At 72.7% G+C, this 20875-nt stretch carries 22 protein-coding genes, 1 rRNA gene and 1 pseudogene; 17 read left to right on the top strand and 7 right to left on the bottom strand.

Annotated elements, in window-relative coordinates:
• Positions 1–1422, bottom strand: a complete 1422-nt coding sequence (hemG, locus tag C8E97_RS10075; RefSeq protein ID WP_121011230.1) for a protoporphyrinogen oxidase — start codon at positions 1420–1422, stop codon at positions 1–3.
• Positions 1419–2459: a uroporphyrinogen decarboxylase gene (gene hemE / locus C8E97_RS10070; protein ID WP_121003755.1), complete on the bottom strand. Its 1041-nt coding sequence runs from the start codon at positions 2457–2459 to the stop codon at positions 1419–1421. The genes hemG and hemE overlap by 4 nt, the downstream gene beginning before the upstream one ends.
• Before the next feature lie 95 nt (positions 2460–2554).
• Here hemE and C8E97_RS10065 point away from each other — a divergent pair, with 95 nt between their 5' ends.
• Positions 2555–3103 (top strand): DUF3000 domain-containing protein, encoded by a 549-nt coding sequence (locus tag C8E97_RS10065; protein ID WP_121003753.1) that lies wholly within the window; start codon positions 2555–2557, stop codon positions 3101–3103.
• Positions 3104–3247: 144 nt separating this feature from the next.
• Here the strand turns inward: C8E97_RS10065 and C8E97_RS10060 are convergent, their stop codons facing one another.
• Positions 3248–4405, bottom strand: a complete 1158-nt coding sequence (locus tag C8E97_RS10060) for a dipeptidase (protein ID WP_121003751.1) — start codon at positions 4403–4405, stop codon at positions 3248–3250.
• Positions 4406–4659: 254 nt separating this feature from the next.
• Here C8E97_RS10060 and C8E97_RS10055 point away from each other — a divergent pair.
• Positions 4660–5375, top strand: a pseudogene (locus C8E97_RS10055) (response regulator).
• A 67-nt stretch (positions 5376–5442) separates the two neighbouring features.
• Positions 5443–6690, top strand: a complete 1248-nt coding sequence (locus C8E97_RS10050; protein WP_121003749.1) for a ribonuclease D — start codon at positions 5443–5445, stop codon at positions 6688–6690.
• 36 nt (positions 6691–6726) lie between these two features.
• Here C8E97_RS10050 and C8E97_RS10045 read toward each other — a convergent pair whose 3' ends face one another.
• Positions 6727–7419: a MerR family transcriptional regulator gene (locus C8E97_RS10045; RefSeq protein ID WP_121003747.1), complete on the bottom strand. Its 693-nt coding sequence runs from the start codon at positions 7417–7419 to the stop codon at positions 6727–6729.
• Positions 7420–7503: 84 nt separating this feature from the next.
• Here C8E97_RS10045 and C8E97_RS10040 point away from each other — a divergent pair, with 84 nt between their 5' ends.
• From C8E97_RS10040 to C8E97_RS10015, 6 genes are all read left to right on the top strand, one after another.
• Positions 7504–8412 (top strand): hypothetical protein, encoded by a 909-nt coding sequence (locus C8E97_RS10040; protein WP_121003745.1) that lies wholly within the window; start codon positions 7504–7506, stop codon positions 8410–8412.
• Positions 8409–8858, top strand: coding sequence for an ABA4-like family protein (locus tag C8E97_RS10035; protein WP_121011227.1), 450 nt, complete (start codon positions 8409–8411; stop codon positions 8856–8858). The genes C8E97_RS10040 and C8E97_RS10035 overlap by 4 nt, the downstream gene beginning before the upstream one ends.
• 81 nt (positions 8859–8939) lie before the next feature.
• Positions 8940–10160: a thiolase family protein gene (locus tag C8E97_RS10030; protein WP_121003743.1), complete on the top strand. Its 1221-nt coding sequence runs from the start codon at positions 8940–8942 to the stop codon at positions 10158–10160.
• A complete protein-coding gene (locus tag C8E97_RS10025; protein WP_170211720.1) occupies positions 10157–12268 on the top strand; it encodes a 3-hydroxyacyl-CoA dehydrogenase NAD-binding domain-containing protein in 2112 nt (703 codons plus the stop codon). Before C8E97_RS10030 ends, C8E97_RS10025 begins: the two co-directional genes overlap by 4 nt.
• A 145-nt stretch (positions 12269–12413) precedes the next feature.
• Entirely contained in the window at positions 12414–12866 is a 453-nt protein-coding gene (locus C8E97_RS10020) for a hypothetical protein (protein ID WP_121003741.1), read from the top strand.
• A 116-nt stretch (positions 12867–12982) separates the two neighbouring features.
• Positions 12983–13720, top strand: a complete 738-nt coding sequence (locus C8E97_RS10015) for a DUF72 domain-containing protein (protein ID WP_121011221.1) — start codon at positions 12983–12985, stop codon at positions 13718–13720.
• Positions 13721–13725: 5 nt separating this feature from the next.
• Here the strand turns inward: C8E97_RS10015 and C8E97_RS10010 are convergent, their stop codons facing one another.
• Positions 13726–14463 carry an arylamine N-acetyltransferase family protein gene (locus C8E97_RS10010; RefSeq protein WP_121003739.1) on the bottom strand — a complete coding sequence of 246 codons (738 nt, stop codon included), beginning with the start codon at positions 14461–14463 and terminating at the stop codon, positions 13726–13728.
• A 45-nt stretch (positions 14464–14508) separates the two neighbouring features.
• Between C8E97_RS10010 and C8E97_RS10005 the strand changes: the two genes are divergently transcribed.
• The 8 genes from C8E97_RS10005 to C8E97_RS09970 all read left to right on the top strand — a co-directional run bounded on the left by C8E97_RS10005 (position 14509) and on the right by C8E97_RS09970 (position 20163).
• The gene (locus tag C8E97_RS10005) at positions 14509–15294 is read left to right on the top strand and encodes a DUF72 domain-containing protein (protein ID WP_121011218.1); all 786 of its coding nucleotides are present in this window, start codon (positions 14509–14511) and stop codon (positions 15292–15294) included.
• Between the two features lie 4 nt (positions 15295–15298).
• A complete protein-coding gene (locus tag C8E97_RS10000; RefSeq protein WP_121003737.1) occupies positions 15299–15664 on the top strand; it encodes a peptidase inhibitor family I36 protein in 366 nt (121 codons plus the stop codon).
• 436 nt (positions 15665–16100) lie between these two features.
• The gene (locus C8E97_RS09995; RefSeq protein WP_121003735.1) at positions 16101–16460 is read left to right on the top strand and encodes a PE domain-containing protein; all 360 of its coding nucleotides are present in this window, start codon (positions 16101–16103) and stop codon (positions 16458–16460) included.
• Between the two features lie 5 nt (positions 16461–16465).
• The gene (locus C8E97_RS09990) at positions 16466–17038 is read left to right on the top strand and encodes a DUF3558 domain-containing protein (RefSeq protein ID WP_121003733.1); all 573 of its coding nucleotides are present in this window, start codon (positions 16466–16468) and stop codon (positions 17036–17038) included.
• 13 nt (positions 17039–17051) lie between these two features.
• Positions 17052–18338 (top strand): PPE family protein, encoded by a 1287-nt coding sequence (locus C8E97_RS09985; RefSeq protein ID WP_121003730.1) that lies wholly within the window; start codon positions 17052–17054, stop codon positions 18336–18338.
• Positions 18335–19114: an ESX secretion-associated protein EspG gene (locus C8E97_RS09980; RefSeq protein ID WP_121003728.1), complete on the top strand. Its 780-nt coding sequence runs from the start codon at positions 18335–18337 to the stop codon at positions 19112–19114. The genes C8E97_RS09985 and C8E97_RS09980 overlap by 4 nt, the downstream gene beginning before the upstream one ends.
• Positions 19115–19221: 107 nt before the next feature.
• Positions 19222–19563 carry a nucleotide pyrophosphohydrolase gene (locus C8E97_RS09975; protein WP_121003727.1) on the top strand — a complete coding sequence of 114 codons (342 nt, stop codon included), beginning with the start codon at positions 19222–19224 and terminating at the stop codon, positions 19561–19563.
• A gap of 9 nt (positions 19564–19572) precedes the next feature.
• Positions 19573–20163, top strand: a complete 591-nt coding sequence (locus tag C8E97_RS09970; protein ID WP_211346955.1) for an LURP-one-related family protein — start codon at positions 19573–19575, stop codon at positions 20161–20163.
• A 25-nt stretch (positions 20164–20188) separates the two neighbouring features.
• Here the strand turns inward: C8E97_RS09970 and C8E97_RS09965 are convergent, their stop codons facing one another.
• Positions 20189–20374, bottom strand: coding sequence for a hypothetical protein (locus C8E97_RS09965; protein ID WP_121003725.1), 186 nt, complete (start codon positions 20372–20374; stop codon positions 20189–20191).
• Positions 20375–20738: 364 nt separating this feature from the next.
• Positions 20739–20855, bottom strand: a 5S ribosomal RNA gene (gene rrf / locus C8E97_RS09960).
• Positions 20856–20875: the final 20 nt, after the last annotated feature.

Raw genomic sequence — 20875 nt, 5'->3', positions numbered from 1 at the left:
TCATCCTCTCACCCGGCCGAGCACGTGCGCGGCGACCCGTGCCGCCGCCGCGTCGCCGGTCGCGACGCAGGCGGGGATGCCGACCCCGTGCAGCGTCGCGCCCGCGACCGCCAGGCCCGGCAGGCCGGCGACGGCCTCCTCGACGGCGCGCACGACGTCCAGGTGGCCTACGCCGTACTGCGGCAGGCCGCCGCCCCAGCGCGTGACCGCGGTGTCGACCGGCGCGGCGGTCACGCCGGTCAGCTCGGCCAGGTCGGCCCGGACGGCGGCGACCAGCTCCTCGTCGGCGCGCTGGAGCACCTCGACCTGGCCGTGCCGACCGACGCTGCCCCGCACCAGCACCGGGCCGCCGTCGAGGTGCGCCCACTTGCGGCTGGAGAAGGTGAACGCCTTGGCGGTGAACGGCGTGCCGTCGGCGTGCCGCTCACCCTCGGCCAGCAGCACGCCCGACCGCTCGGGCAGCGCGGTACCGGGCGGCAGCGCGAGCGCGACCACGGCCATCGACGCCAGCTCGACCTCGGCGTACCCCGCCGACGCGGCCGGCGCGACGTCGGCCAGCAGCTTCCGCGCGGCGGGCGCGGGCACGGCGAGCACGATGCCGTCGACGTCCAGGCGCGCGGGCGCGGTGGCGGGCCCGACCTCCAGCCGCCAGCCGTGCTCGCGGCGCGCCAGCCCGCGCACCGGCAGCCCCAGCCGCACCTCCGGCGCGGCGACCTCCGCGAGCCGGTCGACCAGCGTCGACAGCCCACCGGTCAGCGTGCCGAACACGGGTGGCCGGCGGGCGTCCGGCGGTGGCGGCGCGGGCACCGCCGCGGCCGCCGCGGCGAGCAGCGAGCCGACACCGGAGTCCAGCGCGGACGCCAGCCGCGGCAGCGTGGCCCGCAGCCCCAGCGAGTCGGCCCGGCCCGCGTACACCCCGCCCAGCAGCGGCCCGACCAGCCGGTCCGCGACCTCCGGCCCGAACCGCTCGCGCAGCAGCGCGCCGACGGTCACGTCCGCGCCGCCGAGGTCGATCGGCGGCAGGTCGGGCTCGGCCGCGACCCGGCGCAGCCCCTCGGCGCTGAGCACCGGCCGGACGGCCTCCACCGACGCGGGCACGCCCAGCAGCGTGTGCGCGGGGATGGACCGGACGACGCCGCCGGCGAGGATGCCGGACGGGGCGGGCGTCGGGTGGGCCAGGTCGTGCGCGAGCCCCAGTTCGGCGACGAGTTCGGCCGCCTCCGGCCTGCGGTGCAGGAACGCCTCGGCCCCGACGTCGTAGGCGCGCCCGCCGACCTCGGCGGTGCGCAGCTTGCCGCCCAGCCGGTCGGCCTGCTCCAGCAGGGTGATCCGGGCGAGGGGCCCGAGCAGGCGGCGCAGCCGGTACGCGGCGACCAGGCCGGAGATGCCACCACCGACCACCGCGACGTGCGACGCGCTCATCCCGCCCGGTGCACCCACTCGACGGCCTTCGTGATCATGTCCGGGTCGGTGTCCGGCAGCACGCCGTGCCCCAGGTTGAAGATGTGGCCGGCGGCGGCCTTGCCCTCGGCCACGATCCGCTCGATCTCGCGCCGCAGCGCCCGCTCGCCGGCGAACAGCAGCGCCGGGTCCAGGTTGCCCTGCACCACCGGCGGCGGCAGGTCCGGCGCGGCGTCCCGCAGCCGCCGCACGGCGACGTCGAGCGGGGTGCGCCAGTCGACGCCGACGACGTCCGCGCCCGCCTCGCGCATGGCGGGCAGCAGCTCGCCGGTGCCCACGCCGAAGTGGATGCGCGGCACCGAGTCGATCGTCCCCAGGACGCGCGCCGAGTGGGGCAGCACGAACTCCCGGTAGTCCCGCTCGGACAGCGCGCCCGCCCACGAGTCGAACAGCTGGACGGCCTTGACGCCCGCCTCCACCTGCACCCGCAGGAACTCGGCGGTGATGTCGGCGATCCGGCCCAGCAGCGCGTGCCACAGGTCGGGGTCGGCGTGCATCAGCGCCTTGGTGCGCTCGTGGTGCTTGCTGGGCCCGCCCTCGACGAGGTACGAGGCCAGCGTGAACGGCGCGCCCGCGAACCCGATCAGCGGCACGTCGCCGAGGGCGGCGTTGAGCAGGCCGATGGCGTCGGCCACGGGCCGCACCTGGTGGGCCTCCAGCACGGGCAGCGCGTCGACGTCGCCGCGCCCGGTGATCGGCTTGGCCACCACGGGCCCGGTGCCGGGCACGATGTCCAGGTCGACACCGGCCGCCTTCAACGGCACCACGATGTCGGAGAACAGGATCGCGCCGTCCACGTCGTGCCTGCGGACCGGTTGGAGCGTGATCTCGCAGACCATCTCCGGGTCCATGCAGGCGTCGAGCATGGAGGTGCCCTCGCGCAGCGCGCGGTACTCGGGCAGCGAGCGCCCCGCCTGCCGCATGAACCAGACGGGGGTGCGCGAGGGGACGCCGCCGCGCGCGGCGACCAGCAGTGGTGCGTCGGTGTTGTCGCTCATCTCGCTGCCATGCTCCCACGAGCGGCCAACCGCACGCCGCCAGGTCCGGCGCGCCGCGCCCACCCGACGACGCCGGGGGGCATACAGTCCGTGGTGTGACCGGACTGGAGGCGGAGCCCGAACTGTTCCGGCGGGCGGTGGCCACGCTCAGGTCGGTGCGCACCCGACCCGAGCTGGAGCTGACCGAGGTGCGCCCGCCACAACGCCTGGCGCCCTGGGCCTTCGCCCTGACGGCCGAGGCGACGGGCCCGGCGGACGAGCTCTCGACCGGTCGCCTGGTCCTCCTGCACGACCCGGCCGGCGTGGACGCGTGGTCCGGCGTCTTCCGCCTGGTGGCCTACGTGCGGGTGGAACTGGACCCGGAACTGGCCGCCGACCCGCTCCTGCCGGAGGTGGGCTGGTCGTGGCTGGTGGAGGCGCTGGAAACCGCCGGCGCGGACTTCCTGGCGCTGGGCGGCACGGTGACGCAGACCTCGTCGGCCAGGTTCGGCGACATAGCCGGCCCGGCCCGCACCGACGACCTGGAACTGCGCGCCTCCTGGACCGCGAGGGACGCCGACCTCACCGCCCACGGCACAGCCTTCTACGACGTCATGGCCACCGCCGTCGGCCTACCCCCCGTAGGCGTCCGCGCCCTCCGCTGACGCTCCGCACCCTCCACCAGGCCACGCGCACACGCGACGCGAAGCTGCAAGCAACGCTTGAAGCTGCGCCCCGTCCTCGGCGGCCGGCCCGTCCGGCGAGGACGCCCTTCGAGCTCTGCCCCTGAGCCGCACCGCCCCGGCTCGCTACTCGTTGTCCCGCAACACCCGCAGCACGTTCCCCCCGACGAGCTTCGCGCAGTCGTCCTCACTCCACCCACGCCCCAGCAGCGCCCCCACCAGCACGGGGTACGTGGACACGTCCTCCAGCCCGTCCGGCAGCTCCCGCACCCCGTCGTAGTCCCCGCCCAGCCCGATGTGGTCGATCCCGGCCACCTCCCGCGCGTGCTCCAGGTGCGCCACCACGTCCTCCACCGTGACCCGGGGCCGGGGCACGTCCCACGAGTCCTGGAACCGCTCCCGAGCCTCCAGGTCGTTGTGCCGCTGCCCCGCCGCGGCCATCGCGTCCTTCAACCGGGCGTCCCACTCCGCGTACGCGGCCGAGACGAACGCGGGCACGAACGTCACCATGCACACGCCGCCGTTGGCGGGCAGCCGCTCCAGCACCGCGTCCGGCACGTTGCGCGGGTGGTCGGCCACCGCGCGGCACGAGGAGTGGGTGAACAGCACCGGCCGCCGGGTCGCGTCCAGCGCCGCGTTCATCGTCGTCTCCGCCACGTGCGAGAGGTCGACGACCATGCCGATCCGGTTCATCTCGCGCACCACCTCGACGCCGAACGGGGACAGCCCGCCGCAGCCGGGTTCGTCCGTGGCCGAGTCCGCCCAGGGCGTGTTCTCGTTGTGGGTGAGGGTCAGGTACCGCACCCCGAGGCGCCGCAGCGCACGCAGGACGCCCAGCGAGGAGTTGATGGCGTGCCCGCCCTCCGCGCCGACCAGCGACGCCAAGCGGCCGGATCCGAACACCGCCAGGGCCTCGTCGGCCGTGGTCGCGAAGCCCAGGACGTCCGGGTGGACCGCGCACAGCTCGCGGACCAACTCGACCTGCTCCAGCACGGCGGTGACGGCTGCGTCGCCCGCCAGCCGGCACGGGACCCACACGGACCAGAACTGCATCCCCAACCGGCCCTGCCGAGACCGCAAAAAGTCGGTCTGGAATCGGGGTTGCGGCGTCGTGAGGTCCACGTGCCGGGCGACTGAGGACACGTCCAGGCCCGTTGACTTTTCACCGATTTGCGCCTCGGTGGCGGCGGCGCGGAGCGCCCACGGGAGGTCGTTGTGCCCGTCGACGAGAGGGGTGCGGGCCAGCAGTTCCTCGGCCCGGCCTCGCTCTGCGGTGCTCGCCACCGGCAACTCCTCTGTGTCGTCGTGAGACGGACTCGCGTTACGCGCCCTATCCAGTTGTCAGCCGATCGTGTGACAACAAGGGCCGGCGGTCACAACTCATTCGGGATAGATACCCGATTGATCGTCCCGTAGACCCGCTTGGGCGGCTACGCTGCCCCAGACGACACCACTTTCGGTCGATCAGTGGCGCGGCTGATTGGACGAAAGTCCCGGTGCCGGTCGGGGGGCACGACCGACTCCAGGGAGGTAGTGACGTGGCTGCCGTCGGCTTAGGTCAGGCCGTTCGTACCACGCCAGCCGGCTCGTTGCCGGCGAACATGGTCCCGCACCCGCGGGAGGAGCTTTTTCAGTGCTGGTGGTCGACGACCACCCACTGCTGAGGGAGGCGATATCGGCTCGGCTCACCCAGATGGGAGCCGGGACAGTGCATGAGGCGGCTTCGGTCGCGGAGGCTCGGGCGCGGGCACTCGCAACCGGACCGTGCGACCTCGCGATCCTCGATCTGGGCCTGCCGGATGGCACCGGCATCGACCTGGTCACGGAACTCCGTGCCCAGGGCTGGCCCCGCATCGTGGTCCTCGCGTCCTCCGACGACCCCTACGCGGTCAGGTCGGCCTTCCAGGCGGGCGCCCAGGCGTACCTCCTGAAGTCCGCCTCGCCGATGGTGGTCACCGACGGGGTGCGCAGGGTTCTCGACGGCGGCGTCTACGCGGATCCGAGCGTCGCGCCCGTGCTCGCCGCGGGCACCCGGGTACCGGGCACCGACAACACGCCGCGGGAGCTGTCCGCGCGTGAGGTCGAGGTCCTCCAGCTGGTCGCCGATGGCCAGAGCAACAAGGAGATCGGCGAAGCGCTCAGCCTTTCCGCGCTGACGGTGAAGAGCCACCTGTCGCGGATCGGGCGCAAGCTGGGCACCGGGGACCGGGCTCAGATGGTCGCGCTGGCCATGCGTGCCGGCGTGATCCGCTGACCGGGTCGCCACACTGAACGGGCCGAACACACCCGCGAGTGGTGCGTTCGTCGTAGGGTCTTCCGCCGTGGACGTACCCTCCGACGAGCCAACCGAACCAACCGGAGCCGATCCGGTCCCGCTGACGGAACCCGCTGATGGGGTCCCGCCGGTGGTAGCCGACGCTCAGGCGCTCCGGCGTGCCGCTGACGCGCTCGCCGGAGCATCCGGTCCGGTTGCGGTGGACACCGAGCGAGCCTCGGGATACCGCTACTCGCAACGCGCTTACCTGGTGCAACTGCGCCGGGCGGGCGCCGGGACCGTGCTGGTCGACCCGATCGCCCTCGGCGGTCGGCTCGACCCGCTGGTCCAGGCGCTGGACGGGACCGAGTGGGTGTTGCACGCGGCGTCCCAGGACCTGCCGTGCCTCGCCGAACTCGGCCTGCGTCCGAGCGCGTTGTTCGACACCGAGCTGGCGGGCAGGCTGGCCGGCTTCGAACGGGTGGCGCTGGGCACGCTCGTGGAGCGCTTGCTCGGTTATCGGCTGGAGAAGGGGCACGGCGCGGCCGACTGGTCGCGCCGGCCCCTTCCCGCCGACTGGCTGAACTACGCCGCCCTGGACGTGGAGCTGCTGGTGGAGCTCCGGGACGTCCTGGAGCAGGAGCTGAAGCGCCAGGGCAAGCTGGAGTGGGCCCTCCAGGAGTTCGAGGCGGCCCGCACCGCGCCGATGCCCAAGCCGAGGTCCGAGCCGTGGCGGCGGACGTCGGGCATCCACCGCATCCGCAGCCCCCGCCAGCTGGCGGCCGTGCGGTCGCTGTGGGAGACGCGCGACGCGCTGGCCCGCGAACGCGACATCGCGCCGGGCCGGGTGCTGCCGGACAGCGCGCTGGTCGAGGCCGCGGTCCGCAACCCGCCCGACGAGGCGGCGCTGCTCGCCCTGCCGGTGTTCCGCGGCCGGGCGCAGCGGCGCATGGTCGCGGTGTGGCTGGGAGCGCTCCACCGGGCGGCGGCGCTGCCCCGGCACGAGCTGCCGGACTCGTCGCAGCAGCACGACGGGCCTCCCCCGGCGAACCGCTGGGCGGACAAGGACCCGGCCGCGGCGGCACGGCTGGCCGCCGCGCGAACGGCGCTCACCGCCGTGGCGGAGGCGAACACCCTGCCGGTGGAGAACCTCCTGCTGCCGGACCTGGTGCGGCGCACGTGCTGGCAGCCGCCCGCCGACACCTCGCCCGAGGGCGTGGCGGCGGTGCTCCGCGAGGGCGGTGCGCGGAACTGGCAGGTCGAGCTGACCGCCACGGCGCTGTCGGAGGCGCTCTCCTCGGCGCCGCAGGACTAGCCGGACCCGGTCGCGGCGGAGCCCGCCGCGACCGGGTCACCGGCAATCGGCGTCGCCCTCGGCCGCACCGCCCGCCGCCTCGCGGTCCCCTTCCCCGGCCGCCGACCCGCGCTCGGCGTCCTCCCGACGCCCGGACGCCTCCCGCCGGGCGAGCCGCCGCACGGCCGCGAGCGCGGCGTCACCCAGCACCGTCCCGACCACCACGACCTCCAGCGCGGCGTCCTTGGTCGGCGCCCCCAGCACGTAGTCGAGGTCCTGCTCGGCGAGGGGACCGCACGCCCGCGCGTACCCGTCGAGCTGCCCGACGAACCGCTCGTGCCCGAGTTCGCGCGCGGTCGCCAGCACGCCGACCAGCGACTGGAACGCGTCCGAGCGCGGTCGGTAGGTCCAGCCCTGGCGCTCCACGAACTCCCTGGCCTGCGCGTGCGCGACCGCGTCCTCGGCCACCGCGACGGGCGACGAGACCGCCACCTCCACCGTGCCCATCGCCTTGTGCAGCGACTTCTCCGGGTCGTCCAGCGCGCCGAGCACCTCGCGCACGGCGGCGATCGACAGCCCGCCGACCTCCGCCAGCGCCCGCACCAGCCGCAGCCGGTGCAGGTGGGCCTCGTCGTACCGGGCCTGGTTGGGGCTGGTCAGCTCGCCCGCCGGGAGCAGGCCCTCCCGCAGGTAGTACTTGATGGTCGGCACTGGCACGCCCGTTCGGCGGCTCAGCTCGGCGATGCGCATCGTCCTCTTCCCTGGACGGCCTCCAGTATGGATACTGTGGCTATCCGATAGTAGAAAGTGTCACTATCCATTCAAGGAGCCCACGTGACCCGCTTCCTCCGGTGGCACCCACCGCTGGTGCTGTTCTCCCTGCTCATGGCCGCCGTCACGGTAGTCTCGCTGGTCGGCCTGGTGGTCGACGACCGGATTCTGGTCGGCTCCCCCATCTGGTTCAAGCCGTTCAAGTTCGGCGTCTCCCTCGGCTTGTACGCCGTGGCCCTGGCCTGGATGCTCACCTTCGCCACCCGCTTCCGGCGCGTCGGCTGGTGGGCGGGCGCCGTCGTCGCCCTCGGCGGCACCGTCGAGATGGTGATCGTCGTCGGTCAGGTCCTGCGCGGCAGGCAGAGCCACTTCAACACGGCCACGGCGCTGGACGCACGCCTGTTCGCCCTGATGGGCACCACCATCCTCGTCGTGTGGGTGATGCACGCGGTGATCGCCCTCGTGCTGGCGTTCACCCGGTTCGAGGACCGGGCGGTCGGCCTGTCCATCCGGCTCGGCCTGGCGCTGGCCCTGGTCGGCCTGGCCCTCGGGACGCTGATGACCGGCCCGACCGGGATCGAGGGCGTCGCCGGCGCGCACACCGTCGGCCTGCCCGACGGCGGCCCCTACCTGCCGATCACGGGGTGGAGCGCGGCGGGCGGCGACCTGCGGGTGCCCCACTTCGTGGGCATCCACGCGATCCAGGTGCTCCCGCTGGCGATCCTGCTGTTCGGCCGGCGCGCGAACACCAGGCTGGCGTGGGTGCTCGCGATCGGGTACGCGGGCCTGACGGCGCTGACGCTGTGGCAGGCGCTGCGCGGCCAGCCGCCGCTGCGCCCCGACCTGCTCACCGGCCTGGGCGCGCTGGCCGTCGCGACGTGGACCGGCGCGGCGACGACGTGGGCGCTGCGGACGCGGTCGACCGCGCCGAGCCGACCGACCGCGCCGACCGGGCAGGCGGTGTCGGCATGACCGGCTTCCTGTTCGAGATCACGTTCTGGCTCACGGTCCCGTTCTGGGCCCTGATGGTGTTCGCCCCGACCTCGCCCCGGACCCACCGCATCGTCTCGTCACCGCTGATCGCCGTGCCGCCGCTGGTGGTCTACGCGGTGCTCGTCGCCGGGCACCTGCCGGAACTGTGGGCGACCATGAGCAGCCCGGACCTGGGCACGCTGCGGGAGTTCCTGAACACGCCCCGGGGCGCGTCGGCGGTGTGGGCGCAGGTGCTCGCGTGGGACCTGCTGGTCGGCGCCTGGATGTACCGGGAGGGCAGGCGGCTGGGCCTGCACCCGCTGCTGATGGGACCGCTGCTGGTGTTCACGATCGTGCTGTCCCCGTTCGGGTTCGCGCTGTTCCTGGCGGTCCGGGCGCGCTGTGACCGACCCGACAGGGCGACCGCGGTGGTTACCGACGAGTAACAGGCGCTAGAGTTGTGTTACCGATCGGTAGGAGTCGCGTCCCCGGTCGCAGGATTCGTCACCACATGTGGAGGAGACGCCGTGGCCGCACCAGTAGCGCCGGCACGCGTTCGGAACGTGGTCTTCGTGGACGGCGTGCGCACGCCGTTCGGCAAGGCCGGCCCCAAGGGAATCTTCGCGGAGACCCGTGCCGACGACCTGGTGGTCAAGGTGATCCGCGAGCTGCTGCGGCGGCACCCGGAGCTGCCGCCCGAGCGGGTGGACGAGGTCGCCATCGCGGCCACCACGCAGGTCGGCGACCAGGGGCTGACCATCGGCCGCACCGCCGCGCTGCTCGCGGGCCTGCCCAAGTCGGTGCCCGGCTACGCCGTCGACCGCATGTGCGCGGGCGCGATGACGGCCGTGACGACCGCCGCGAGCGGCATCGCGTTCGGCGCGTACGACGTGGTGATCGCGGGCGGCGTCGAGCACATGGGCCGCCACCCGATGGGCGAGGGCGTCGACCCCAACCCGCGCTTCCTGTCCGACAAGATCGTCGACCCCTCGGCGCTGGTGATGGGTTCGACGGCGGAGAACCTGCACGACCGGTTCCCGGCCATCACCAAGGAGCGCGCCGACGCCTACGCCGCCGCCTCCCAGGCCAAGTACGCCGACGCGGTGAAGAACGGCAAGATCGGCCCCGAGCTGGTGCCGGTCGCGACCCGGTCCGCCGAGCACGGCTGGGGCCTGGCCACCGCCGACGAGCCGCCGCGACCCGGCACCACCGTCGAGGACCTGGCGAAGCTCAAGACGCCGTTCCGGCCGCACGGCCGGGTCACCGCGGGCAACGCGGCCGGCCTGAACGACGGCGCGACCGGCTGCATCCTCGCCGACGAGGAGACCGCGACCGAGCTGGGCCTGCCGATCGGGATGCGGCTGGTGGGCTACTCGTTCCTGGGCGTCGAGCCCGAGGTCATGGGCGTCGGACCGGTGCCCGCCACGGAGAAGGCCCTCAAGCGCGCGGGCCTGACCATCTCCGACATCGGCCTGTTCGAGATCAACGAGGCGTTCGCGGTGCAGGTGCTCGCCTTCCTCGACCACTTCGGCATCGCCGACGACGACCCGCGCGTCAACCAGTGGGGCGGCGCGATCGCGACCGGCCACCCGCTCGCCTCGTCCGGCGTGCGCCTGATGACCCAGCTGTCGCGGCAGTTCGCCGAGCGGCCGGACGTGCGCTACGGCCTGACCACGATGTGCATCGGCATCGGCATGGGCGGCACCGTGATCTGGGAGAACCCGCACTGGAACGGAGAAGCCAAGTGACCGCGTTGACCGCCGACGAGGCCAAGGCCCTCTTCCCCGACGAGGTCGTCACCACGGCCCGCACCCGCCTGGTCTCCGTGCCCGGCCTCACCGGCCGGGTCGCGCTGATCACCCTGGACAACGGCCACGACCACACCCGGCCGTCCACGTTCGGCCCGCAGTCGCTGGTGAGCCTGGCCGCCGCGTTCGACGAGGCCGCCGCGGCGTCACCGGTGGCGATCGCGGTCACCGGCAAGCCGTTCGTCTTCGCGGTGGGCGCGGACCTCGCCGCCGTGGAGGGCGCGTCCTCCCGCGAGCAGGCCCTGACCATCGGGCGGCTCGGCCACGACGTGTTCCGCAGGTTCACCGAGTCGGAGGTCCCGACCTTCGCCTTCGTCAACGGCGCGGTCATGGGCGGCGGCCTGGAGCTGGCGCTGTCCTGCCACTACCGGACGCTGGCGTCCAACGCGGCGGCCATCGCGCTGCCCGAGGTGTTCCTCGGCCTGTTCCCCGGCTGGGGCGGCACGCAGCTCCTGCCGAACCTGATCGGCCCGGACGCCGCCGTCACGGTGATCTTCGAGAACGCGCTGAACCAGAACCGGATGCTCAAGCCGAAGCAGGCGCTCGACCTGGGCATCGCGGACGTGCTGTTCGACTCGGCCGACTACCTGGAGCAGTCGCTGCGGTGGCTGGCGTCGGTGGTGCGCGGCGAGGTGACGCCCACCCGCCGCGAGATCGACCGCGGCGCCGGCTGGGACGCGGCCGTGGCCCGCGCCCGCGCCATCGTCGAGGGCCGGACCAAGGGCGCCGCGCCGGGCGCGCTGAAGGCGCTGGAGCTGCTGGAGCTGGCGCGGGGGAACGACCTCGACGCCGGGTACGCGGCCGAGACCGAGGCGCTGGCGGACGTCGTGATGAGCGACGAGCTGCGCGCGGGCCTGTACTCGTTCAACCTGGTGCAGAAGCGGGCCAAGCGGCCCGCGGGCGCGCCGGACAAGTCGCTGGCGCGCAAGGTGACCAAGGTCGGCGTCGTCGGCGCGGGCCTGATGGCGTCGCAGATGGCGCTGCTGTTCGCGCGGAGGCTGGAGGTGCCGGTGGTGCTCACCGACATCGACCAGGCGCGCGTGGACAAGGGCGTCGGCTACGTGCACGGCGAGGTCGACAAGCTGCTCGCCAAGGGCCGCGTGTCGCCCGACCAGGCCAACCGCCTCAAGGCGCTGGTGACCGGGTCGCTGGACAAGGCGGCGTTCGCCGACGCCGACTTCGTGATCGAGGCCGTGTTCGAGGACCTGGACGTCAAGCGGAAGGTCTTCGCCGAGGTCGAGGAGTTCGTCTCCCCCGAGGCGGTGCTGGCCACCAACACGTCGTCGCTGTCCATCACGGACATGGCGGCCGGCCTCAAGCACCCCGAGCGGGTCGTCGGCTTCCACTTCTTCAACCCGGTGGCGATCATGCCGCTGCTGGAGGTCGTGCGCGCCGCGCGGACCGACGACGCGACGCTGGCGACGGCGTTCGCGGTCGGCAAGCAGCTGAAGAAGTCGTCGGTGCTGGTGAAGGACGCGCCGGCGTTCGTGGTGAACCGCCTGCTGACCCGGTTCATGGGCGAGGTGGTGAAGTCCATCGACGAGGGCACGCCGTTCGAGGTGGCGGACAAGGCCACCGAGTCCCTCGGCCTGCCCATGTCGCCGCTGGTGCTGCTCCAGCTCGTCGGCGCGCCCGTGGCGCTGCACGTGGCCGAGACCATGCACGCGGCGTTCCCCGACCGGTTCGGCGTGTCGGAGAACATGAAGGCGTTCGTGGCGGCCGGCAAGAACGCCGTCTGGCAGTGGGACTCCTCGGGCAAGCAGACCGTGGACCCCGAGGTCCAGGCGCTGTGGCGGGCGGGCGACCGGCCGCTGACCGGTGAGGAGGTCAAGGCGCGGGCGCTGGAGGCGCTGGCCGAGGAGATCCGCCTCATGCTCGACGAGGGCGTGGTGGCCGAGGCGCAGGACATCGACCTGTGCATGATCCTCGGCGCGGGCTGGCCGTTCTGGCTGGGCGGCATCACCCCGTACCTCGACCGCTCGGGTGTCGCCGAGAAGGTGACCGGCCGGCGGTTCCTGCCGCCGGGTGTGGCGTCCGTGCCCGCCTGACCGGGCAGTCCACCGGTGCGCCCGGCTCCCCGCGCGGGGAGCCGGGCGCACTGCGTCACCGGGGTGTTGCGACGCACGTGTGCTCCTCCGCGCGCAGGCGGGTGAGGATCGCTCACACCGCACGGGCGTGGACGATCTTGTGTGGATGACTCCGCACCGCCGCAGAGCCCGCGTCCGCCGCCCCCTGCCCGACCCCGTGCGCGTGGAGGAACTGGTCGAGTTCCTGCGCCGCGACCGCTCGTGGCGGGAGGAGGTGGCCAGCCGCCTGGTGTCCCGCCTGGACCAGCGCCTGGTGCGCTCCGCCAAGTCGTGCGGCTGCCGCCCGCTGGCGCACGTGGCGGACCAGCTCGACAGCCAGGCGTGCGTGGACCTCGGCCCCGGCGCGCCCTACCAGCTCGCCAAGGCCGTGTACGGCCAAGTGCCGCTGCGGGGCGCGGCGCGCCTGCGCCACACCGCCCGCAGCCTCCGCGTGCTGGGCGTCTACCTGTGCGGCAACGACCTGGCGCAGTGCCCCTGCACCGCCGCCCTGGCCCGCGACCCGCGCCAGGTGAGCGTCGACCGGGTGGTGACCGGTGCCCTGGACGGCGCGGGCTTCTAGCGGCGGGTCCGGCGAGGCCGCCGGCTTGCGGGGCTCTCGGGCGTCGGGCGCGTCGTGGCCGCGGGAGGGTTCACCGGCGTGCCGCACGTTTCGGGTGTCACTCGTCCGGGCAACAGATCACCACTATGGGTGAGATCAGGATCGGCACGTCGGGCTGGCGCTATCCCGAGTGGCGGGGCGACTTCTACCCCCGAGGTCTCCAACAGCGCCTGGAGCTGGAATTCCTGTCGCGCACCCTGAACACCGTGGAGCTGAACGGACCGTTCTACGGCCTGCGCAAGCCCGCCGACTACCGCTCGTGGCGCGTGCGCACACCCGACGACTTCGTGTTCGCCGTCAAGGCGCACAAGGAGGTCACCCACCTGCGGCGGTTACGCGACGCCGAGGGCGCCGTCGACGAGTTCTTCGCCTCCGGCGTCCTCGACCTGGGTGAGAAGCTCGGGCCGGTCCTGTGGCAGCTGCCGCCGACCCTGCCCTACCGCCCCGACCGGGTGGCGGCGTTCCTGCGGCACCTGCCCGGACCGCCCGTCCGGCACGCGCTGGAGGTGCGCCACCCCTCCTACCTGGTGCCGGAGCTGATCGACGCCCTGACGCGGCGCGGGGTCGCGCTGGTCGTCGCCGAGTCGGCGGGCCGCTTCCCCCAGCCGGAGGAGCTGACCGCCGACTTCGCCTACGTCCGGCTGCACGGCGACCGGGAGCTGTACGCCAGCGGGTACTCCGCCGCCGCCCTGGACCGGTGGGCGCAGAAGGTCCGCGCGTGGTCGCGGGACCGCGACGTGTACGTGTACTTCGACAACACGATGCGCGGCGCGGCGCCGCACGACGCGAGGTCGCTCGCCGCGCGCCTCGGTTGACGCCGTCAGAGCCGGGGCACGCGGTCCAGCACGATCCCGAAGTGCCTGGCGTGCGCCTCGATGACCCCGGCGTCGTCGAGCCGCTCCTCCCGGCGCACGCCGCCCTCGGTGACGATGAGCTTGTCGCCCGCCACGGTCACCCGGCCGCCGCCCGGCGTGGGCAGCGAGCACGTCGCGGCCCGGCGGAAGACCGACCCCGGCCACGTCTGCTGGTACCAGCAGGTCGCGCGGAACTCGTCCAGGGCGCGCGGGCGCAGCTCCAGCCGGTACTGCACGACCCCGTCGAGCAGCACGTCGACGTCGCCCTCGGGCGCGTCGACCAGCCGGAACACGCCGGCGGCGTCCCGCTGGTCGGCCCGGCTGGTCAGGTCGAGCGGGCGCAGCGAGAACCGGCCGAACCCGACGTCGACCAGCAGGTCGCCCACGCGCAGCGCCATGTGGTCGAAGGGCGGGCCGAACGCGCCGTCGTTGCACACCCTGGCGGCCAGCAGCCGCACGTCGTGCCCGAGCGCGGTCAGCAACGCGGCGAACGCACCGTTCAACTCGTAGCAGAAACCGCCCCGGCGACGGCGGACGACCTTGTCCACCAGCGCGTCCTCGGACAGGGTGATGGGCTCGCCGAGGTGGATGCTCAGGTTCTCGAACGGCACCGCGAACGCGTGCCGCTCCTGCAGTTCGACCAGGGTGCTGTCGCGGGAGGCGCCGATCCGGTCCAGGTAGGCGTCGACGGTCTGTGGGTCCATGGGGACAAACTTGCACGTTCGAGGGCGCTGGAGGTCAATGGTGTGGTGATCCGCATCGGCACGTCGGGCTGGGTGTACCCGCCGTGGCGGGGCGTGTTCTACCCGCAGGGGTGGCCGCGCAAGCGCGAACTGGAGTACCTGTCGCGGCAGGTGGGCTCGGTGGAGATCAACGGCACCTTCTACGCGTTGCAGAAGCCGTCGAGCTTCCAGGCGTGGTCGGCGCAGACCCCGGACGACTTCGTCTTCGCCGTCAAGGGCAGCCGCTTCATCACCCACATGAAGCGGCTGCGCGACCCCGGTGACGCCCTGAGCAGGTTCTTCGACTCCGGGGTGCTCACGCTGGGTCCGAAGCTCGGTCCGTTCCTGTGGCAGCTGCCGCCGACGCTGCCCTACGACCCGGCCCTGCTGGCCGACTTCTTCGGCGCGCTGCCCCGCCACCACGAGGGACGGCCGCTGCGGCACGCCCTGGAGGTCCGGCACGACTCGTTCCGCGACCCGGCGTTCCCGGCGTTGCTGCGGGAGCACGGCGTGGCCCTGGTCGTCGCCGACACCGCGAAGACGTTCGTCGAGCTGGAGGACGTCACGGCGGACTTCGTCTACGTCCGGCTGCACGGCGACGAGGAGCTGTACACGAGCGGCTACACCGACCGGGCGCTGGACCGGTGGGCGGCGAAGATCCGGGCGTGGTCGCGCGAGCACGACGTCTACGCGTACTTCGACAACGACGCGAAGGTGATGGCGCCGAGGGACGCGATCGCCCTGGCCACCCGACTGGGTGGTCGAGTGGCCGGTTCCCCGGCCGCGCCCCAGAATCGGGGCGCTGGGAGGTGACCGGATGGCGACGCGCGCCCTGTGGACCGCCGTGGCGATCACGGCGGCGGCGCTGGCCTCGGGCGGCACCGCGACGGCCGACCAACCGGGGCCGAGGTGCGACCGGGGCGAGTTCTGCGCGTGGCCCGACCGCGACTACGCGGGCGAGCCCCGGCGCCTCGACCTGGAGTCGGCGAACCCCGGCGAGTGCATCCCGCTCGGGGACGGCCTGGTGGCGCGCTCGTTCGTCAACAACCTGACCCGCGACACGACCGTCTTCCAGGGCGCGGCGTGCTCGACGGAAGCCGAGTTCACGACCTACCCCGGCAAGGGCACCTACGTCCCCGACGCGCCGTTCGTGGTGAGGGCCATTCAGGTCTGGGGCCCCTGACCGCAATGGGGGAAGATTCCAGCGCATACCGAATCCGTTGACGCCGAGGCGGGTGAACCGCGGCCGTTCGGGGATGTGGTTCGGTCGCCGAACGCCACGTCACCAGTTGACTGTTTTCGGCCTGACGAGGCATTCTCGCAACATCAGCCCGTTTGCGGCGAACCGCGCAGTAAACTGGCCGATATGGGGGATTGCGCAACACGCCCACGGAAGTGCTATTGAGCGTTGCTCGCGTCTTCTGGGCGCGCTTACGTCATCAGGGTGAATTCGGAGGGCGAAGCGCCGGTTTGCGTTCACCGTGCACCGATGGCCGGAATACTGCGTTCGCGGGCACGCTTTCCCAACCGAACACCCGATTCACCATGCGAGTAGTCGGACACGGACAGCGACACCCCGTCAGCAGACCGTAGTCGTGGGCGCGAGGCGAAGGAGTCCCATGCCGTTCCTGGCGAGTGGCGGCGGCGGCGGCGGAACAGCCGCTCCGGTGACCATGCAGGTCCAACCAGACCAGATCCTGGCCCTGAAGGCCCGCTACGAGGCCGTCCGCGACACGGTCCAGGACTTCCTCGACCGGAACCGAGATGCACTGCGCGCCCGACCGCTCGCGGACGATGACGTCTCGCGGGACGCGGCGCAGGTATTCACCGAGAACGCGACGACAGCGATCGACGTCGTGGACCGATTCGTCAACGAGTTGGCGCTGAACATCGCACAACTCGACCAGGCCGCGAAGACGTACAAGCTCGTCGAGGAGCTCAATACGCAGTCGATGCAGTCGCAGGCCAGGGGCATCTGAGAGCGATGCGGCGATCTCTCCCCGGTCTGATCGTCCTGCTCGTCCTCGCGGCGGGGTGCGGCGGACAACCCGGCACCCCGACGCCGGAACGGTCGACCGACAACACCACATCCGGCAGGACGACACCCTCGACGTCGAATGCGCCCCGCCCCCGTGAAGTCAAGCTCGACCACGTCAAGCCCTGTGACCTGTTGACCACGCAGCAACTGTCCGCGCTCAGGATCGACCGGCCCGGCCGCGAGGTCGCGAGCGAGACCTACGAATCCACCGGGTGCACTTGGACCGTCAACGGAGCGAACAACCGGCTCGTACCGGTCACCAAGGAAGGTATCGGGGTGTGGTCCGGCGGCAGCCGCACGGGGCGGCCCGCGAAGATCGACCCGATACTCGGGTTCGCCGCCATCACGGTGACCCTGCCCTCGGACGAGCGGCACTGCGACGTGATGGTGGACACCACGGACGGCCAGTACCTCGTCGCGGCATTCACCGTCAGCCCGAGCTTCGTGGACCAGTTCCCCAAACCGTGCGACGGCGCGCGGCGGTTGGCGGAAGCCGCCATGCAGAACCTGCTGAAGTGAAGGGGAACCACTGATGTCGATCAAGGACTACAACTTCGACGCCCAGTCACACCAGCAGCTCTACCAGCGGATACACGGCGGCCCCGGTTACGCCGCCGCACAGGCCGTCGAGGACGCCTGGAACACCTTCCGGGCCGTCATGGGCAATGCCAAGGCCGACCTGGAGTCCGCCGTCCGCGACGCCGGAGCCGTCTGGATCGGCGCGGCGGGCGAGCAGTTCACCGGCAGCGCCGCGCCCCTGGTGCAGTGGGCGGAGGACGCCCGCACGGCCGGGGTCGAGACGCACAACGCCTTCTCCGCCCAAGCCTCCTACTACGGCAGCGCCAAGACGACCATGCCCGAACCGGTGCAGGTGACCTCCACCGCCAACGACGACTACTGGGGCATCCCGGCGGGCTTCACGCACCTCGTCGGCGGCCAGACCGACCAGGACGTCCAGGAGCAGCAGGCCAACGAGGCCAAGCGGGAAGCCGTGCGGGTGATGAACAGCTACCGCGACGGCGCGGCGTCCGCGGTCGACGCGCTCGGCACGTTCGACCCGCCCCCGCAGGTGGTCACGCAGGTGTCGGAGCCGACCTTCCAGCAGTCCGAAGCCCATCCGCGGTACACGCCGCAACTGCACGACGGCCACACCGCCGACACCACGTCCACCCAGCGGCAGCAGCACCAGACCGCCCAGCCGCCGGCCGCCACCCCGCCTGCGGTCGCCCCGCTCGGCGACGACACGAGGACATCCACCGCCCACCCGCCGACGGACGTCGCGCCCCGACCGACGCCCGCGCCGGTCCCGCCACCCGTCGGCGCACCTGCACCGCCGCCGTTCGGCGGCCCGTACCCGACCCCGATCGGCAAGCCGGTCCCACCGCACCGCACCCAGCCGCCGGGTCGCGGGCCGATCACCCGCCCACCGGGCGACAAGGCCCGCGGCAGCCGCGGTCCGGGAGGGATCGGCGGCCTCCCCCTCGGCCCGACCAAGGGCGGTTCGCCGACCGGCGGCACGCCCCGGTTCGGCGAAGGCAGGCCGGTCAGCGGTCAGCCGTCCGCACCGGGCGGTTCGACGGGCATCACCCCCGACGCACCGGCCAACCGCGGCGCGGGCACGCCCGCGACGAACCCGGTCCGCGGCGCGCCGCCGGGCATCACGCCGATGGCCGCGGGCATGGCGGGCGCACCGCAGCGCGGCCGCGGCGAGGACGACGTCGAGCACAAGTCCGCCCCGTACCTGGAGGAGCTGGCCGACGTGTGGGGTGAGGACGGCCCGCGGGTCGCGCCGCCGGTGATCGGGGAAGACGACAGGTGAGGTTCACGTTGTCCCGGCTGGAGTACGACCTGTGCTGGGACCACCTGGGGCTGGGCGAACAACCCACGATCCTGTCGATCCCCTCGCACGGCTCGACGGCGGAAGAACGCCGGGCGCTGCTCGACGACGCCCGGCGCGCGCTGGCCGCCAGGGGCCTCCTCGACCGCGGCGAACCGGACCCGCGCCTGGCGGGGTGGCTGGACCTGTTGGCGCGCCCCGAGCGCGAGGTCGACGCCCGGCTGCGGCTGGACGACGGCCCCCGCGTCCGCGCGGTGGCGGCGGCCCGGCGCGGGCACGCCGTGCTGGCCGTGCTCACGGCGGAAAGCCTGACGCTGAGCCGGATCGACGAGACGATGCTCGCCGACGCCGTGGTGGCCCTGCTGCCGCCGCACCAGGCGCCCCGGTCGCGGTCGATCAGCCTGCCCTCCGCCGACCTGGAGAAGGCCGCCGAGGCGGCGGGCGAGTCGGCGACCCGCCTCGCGCTGGCGTTGCGCGACCACGGTGTCGCGCGGCCGGACGCGCAGAAGGTCGCCTCGGTGCTGGGCGGTGTCGTGCGGATGGGGCAGTTCGGCGCGGCGATCCGCCCGCCCCGCAACGGCGCGCCGGGGCCGCGGCGGCGCGGGCCGTACGCCGTTTCCTTCTACGACACCGAAGAAGGCCGCTGGCAGTTCACCCGCCGACCCTCCCCCGATGGCCGTGACTGGTCGACCCTGAGCCCGGCCGACCACCACCGCCTCGTCCAGTCCGTGTCGGAACTGCTGGCCGCCACCGGGTGACCGGGCCCGGTCGGATTCCGTTCCACCGGGTGGTCCGCGAATCCGCCCGATGTGGAACGGGTGCGCGACGGGCGACCGGCCGGTCGCGGTGTGGTAGCTCTGGCGGTATGAGCGACAAGAGCCTGGACGAGTTGAGGGACGCGCTGCGCCGTTTCGCCGATGCCCGTGGCTGGGACGCCTACCACACGCCCAAGAACCTGGTGATGGCGCTGTCCGCGGAAGTCGGCGAGCTGACCGACCTGTTCCAGTGGCTCACCCCCGAACAAGCCGCCGAGGCCATGCGCGACCCCGAACTTGCGTGGAACGTCCACGACGAACTCGCCGACGTGGTCCACTACCTCGTGCGGCTCGCGGACAAGCTGGACGTCGACCTGGTGGACGCCGCGTTCGCGAAGATCGACCGCAACGAACGACGCTTCCCGACCGGAGACCTCCGGCCAGTCGAATGAGGGGGCCAGGTGGACCTACAGTCCCTGGACACGCTGCACCTGCACCAGAAGATCACCATGATGGTGAACCGCTACGAGGCGTTCGCCGACGACGGCAACGGCGAACCCGGTCAGCTCGTCGGGTTCGTCGAGCAGAAGCGGTTGGCCTTCAAGGAACAGGTCACCATCTACACCGACGCCAACCGGCAGTCCGTGCTCGCCGGGTTCAAGGCGCGCAAGGTCATCGACCTCGGCAGCGGTTACGACGTCCTCGACGCCAACGGCCAACCCATCGGCTTGTTCCGCAAGGACTTCGGCAAGTCGCTGGTGAACTCGACGTGGCACCTGGAGGGTGCGGGCGCCGCCACCACCACCGGCCGGGAGCGCAACCAGGGTATCGCCGTGCTGCGCCGGATCTGGGGCTTCCTGCCGTTCGTGAACGACCTGCCGTTCCCGTTCCGGTACCACTTCGACTTCGTCCGCGACGGCGCCCTGGTGTTCAGCGTGGACAAGAAGACCTGGCTGCGCGACCACTACCTGATCCGCATCCCGGACCCGACCATCGACCGCCGCCTCGTCATCGCCCAGGCCGTCGCGGTCGACGCGCTCCAGTCCCGCTAGGGATACCTCGGCCGGACGCCGTCCGCTACACGTAGGTGAGTAACAGCAGGACGAGCGACACCAGCACGATCAGGGCGAGCAGCACGGACACCCACGCGGGCGAGGCCGACGGCGGCCTCGCCCGCTTGTGCCTGCCTTGCCGCCGTCTCCGCGGTCGCCAGCGCACCGCCGCCTCCCCGCCACCCACCACGTCCCAGCCCTGACCGTCCATGCGGCCAACGCTAGGGAGAGGGGGGCCGGGCGATCTCGCCGTCACTCGGACGCTCCACCGGCATCGCTCGTACAGCGGTACGCGCCGCCGGAACCGTGACGGGGGCCAGGATGGACTGTTCCGCAGGTGACGGTGGCCGGCTCGGGTATCGCCGGACTGCCCCGGACAGGGCTACGCGCCCCTACAGGAGTGACCGTGCGTGTCCTCGAACGGGCCCCGCGTGCTGGGAGGGGCGGACCGACGACCGAGCGCCAGCTCGACGTCCACGTGTCCGGAGGGCCTGCCCACCATCCACTGCGGATGGGCCAACGCAAAAAGCCCTCAGGGGCACCCGGATAAACCGGGCACCCCTGAGGGAAAGAATGTTCGGCGGCGTCCTACTCTCCCACACCCTCACGAGTGCAGTACCATCGGCGCTGGAAGGCTTAACTACCGGGTTCGGAATGGGACCGGGTGTTCCCCCTCCGCCATGACCACCGAAACACTATGAAATTACCAACC

This window comes from Saccharothrix australiensis, assembly GCF_003634935.1.
In the GTDB taxonomy this organism is placed as follows: domain Bacteria; phylum Actinomycetota; class Actinomycetes; order Mycobacteriales; family Pseudonocardiaceae; genus Actinosynnema; species Actinosynnema australiense.
Note: the sequence above shows the minus strand (reverse complement) of the source record. Positions and strands in the feature narration are given on the sequence as shown.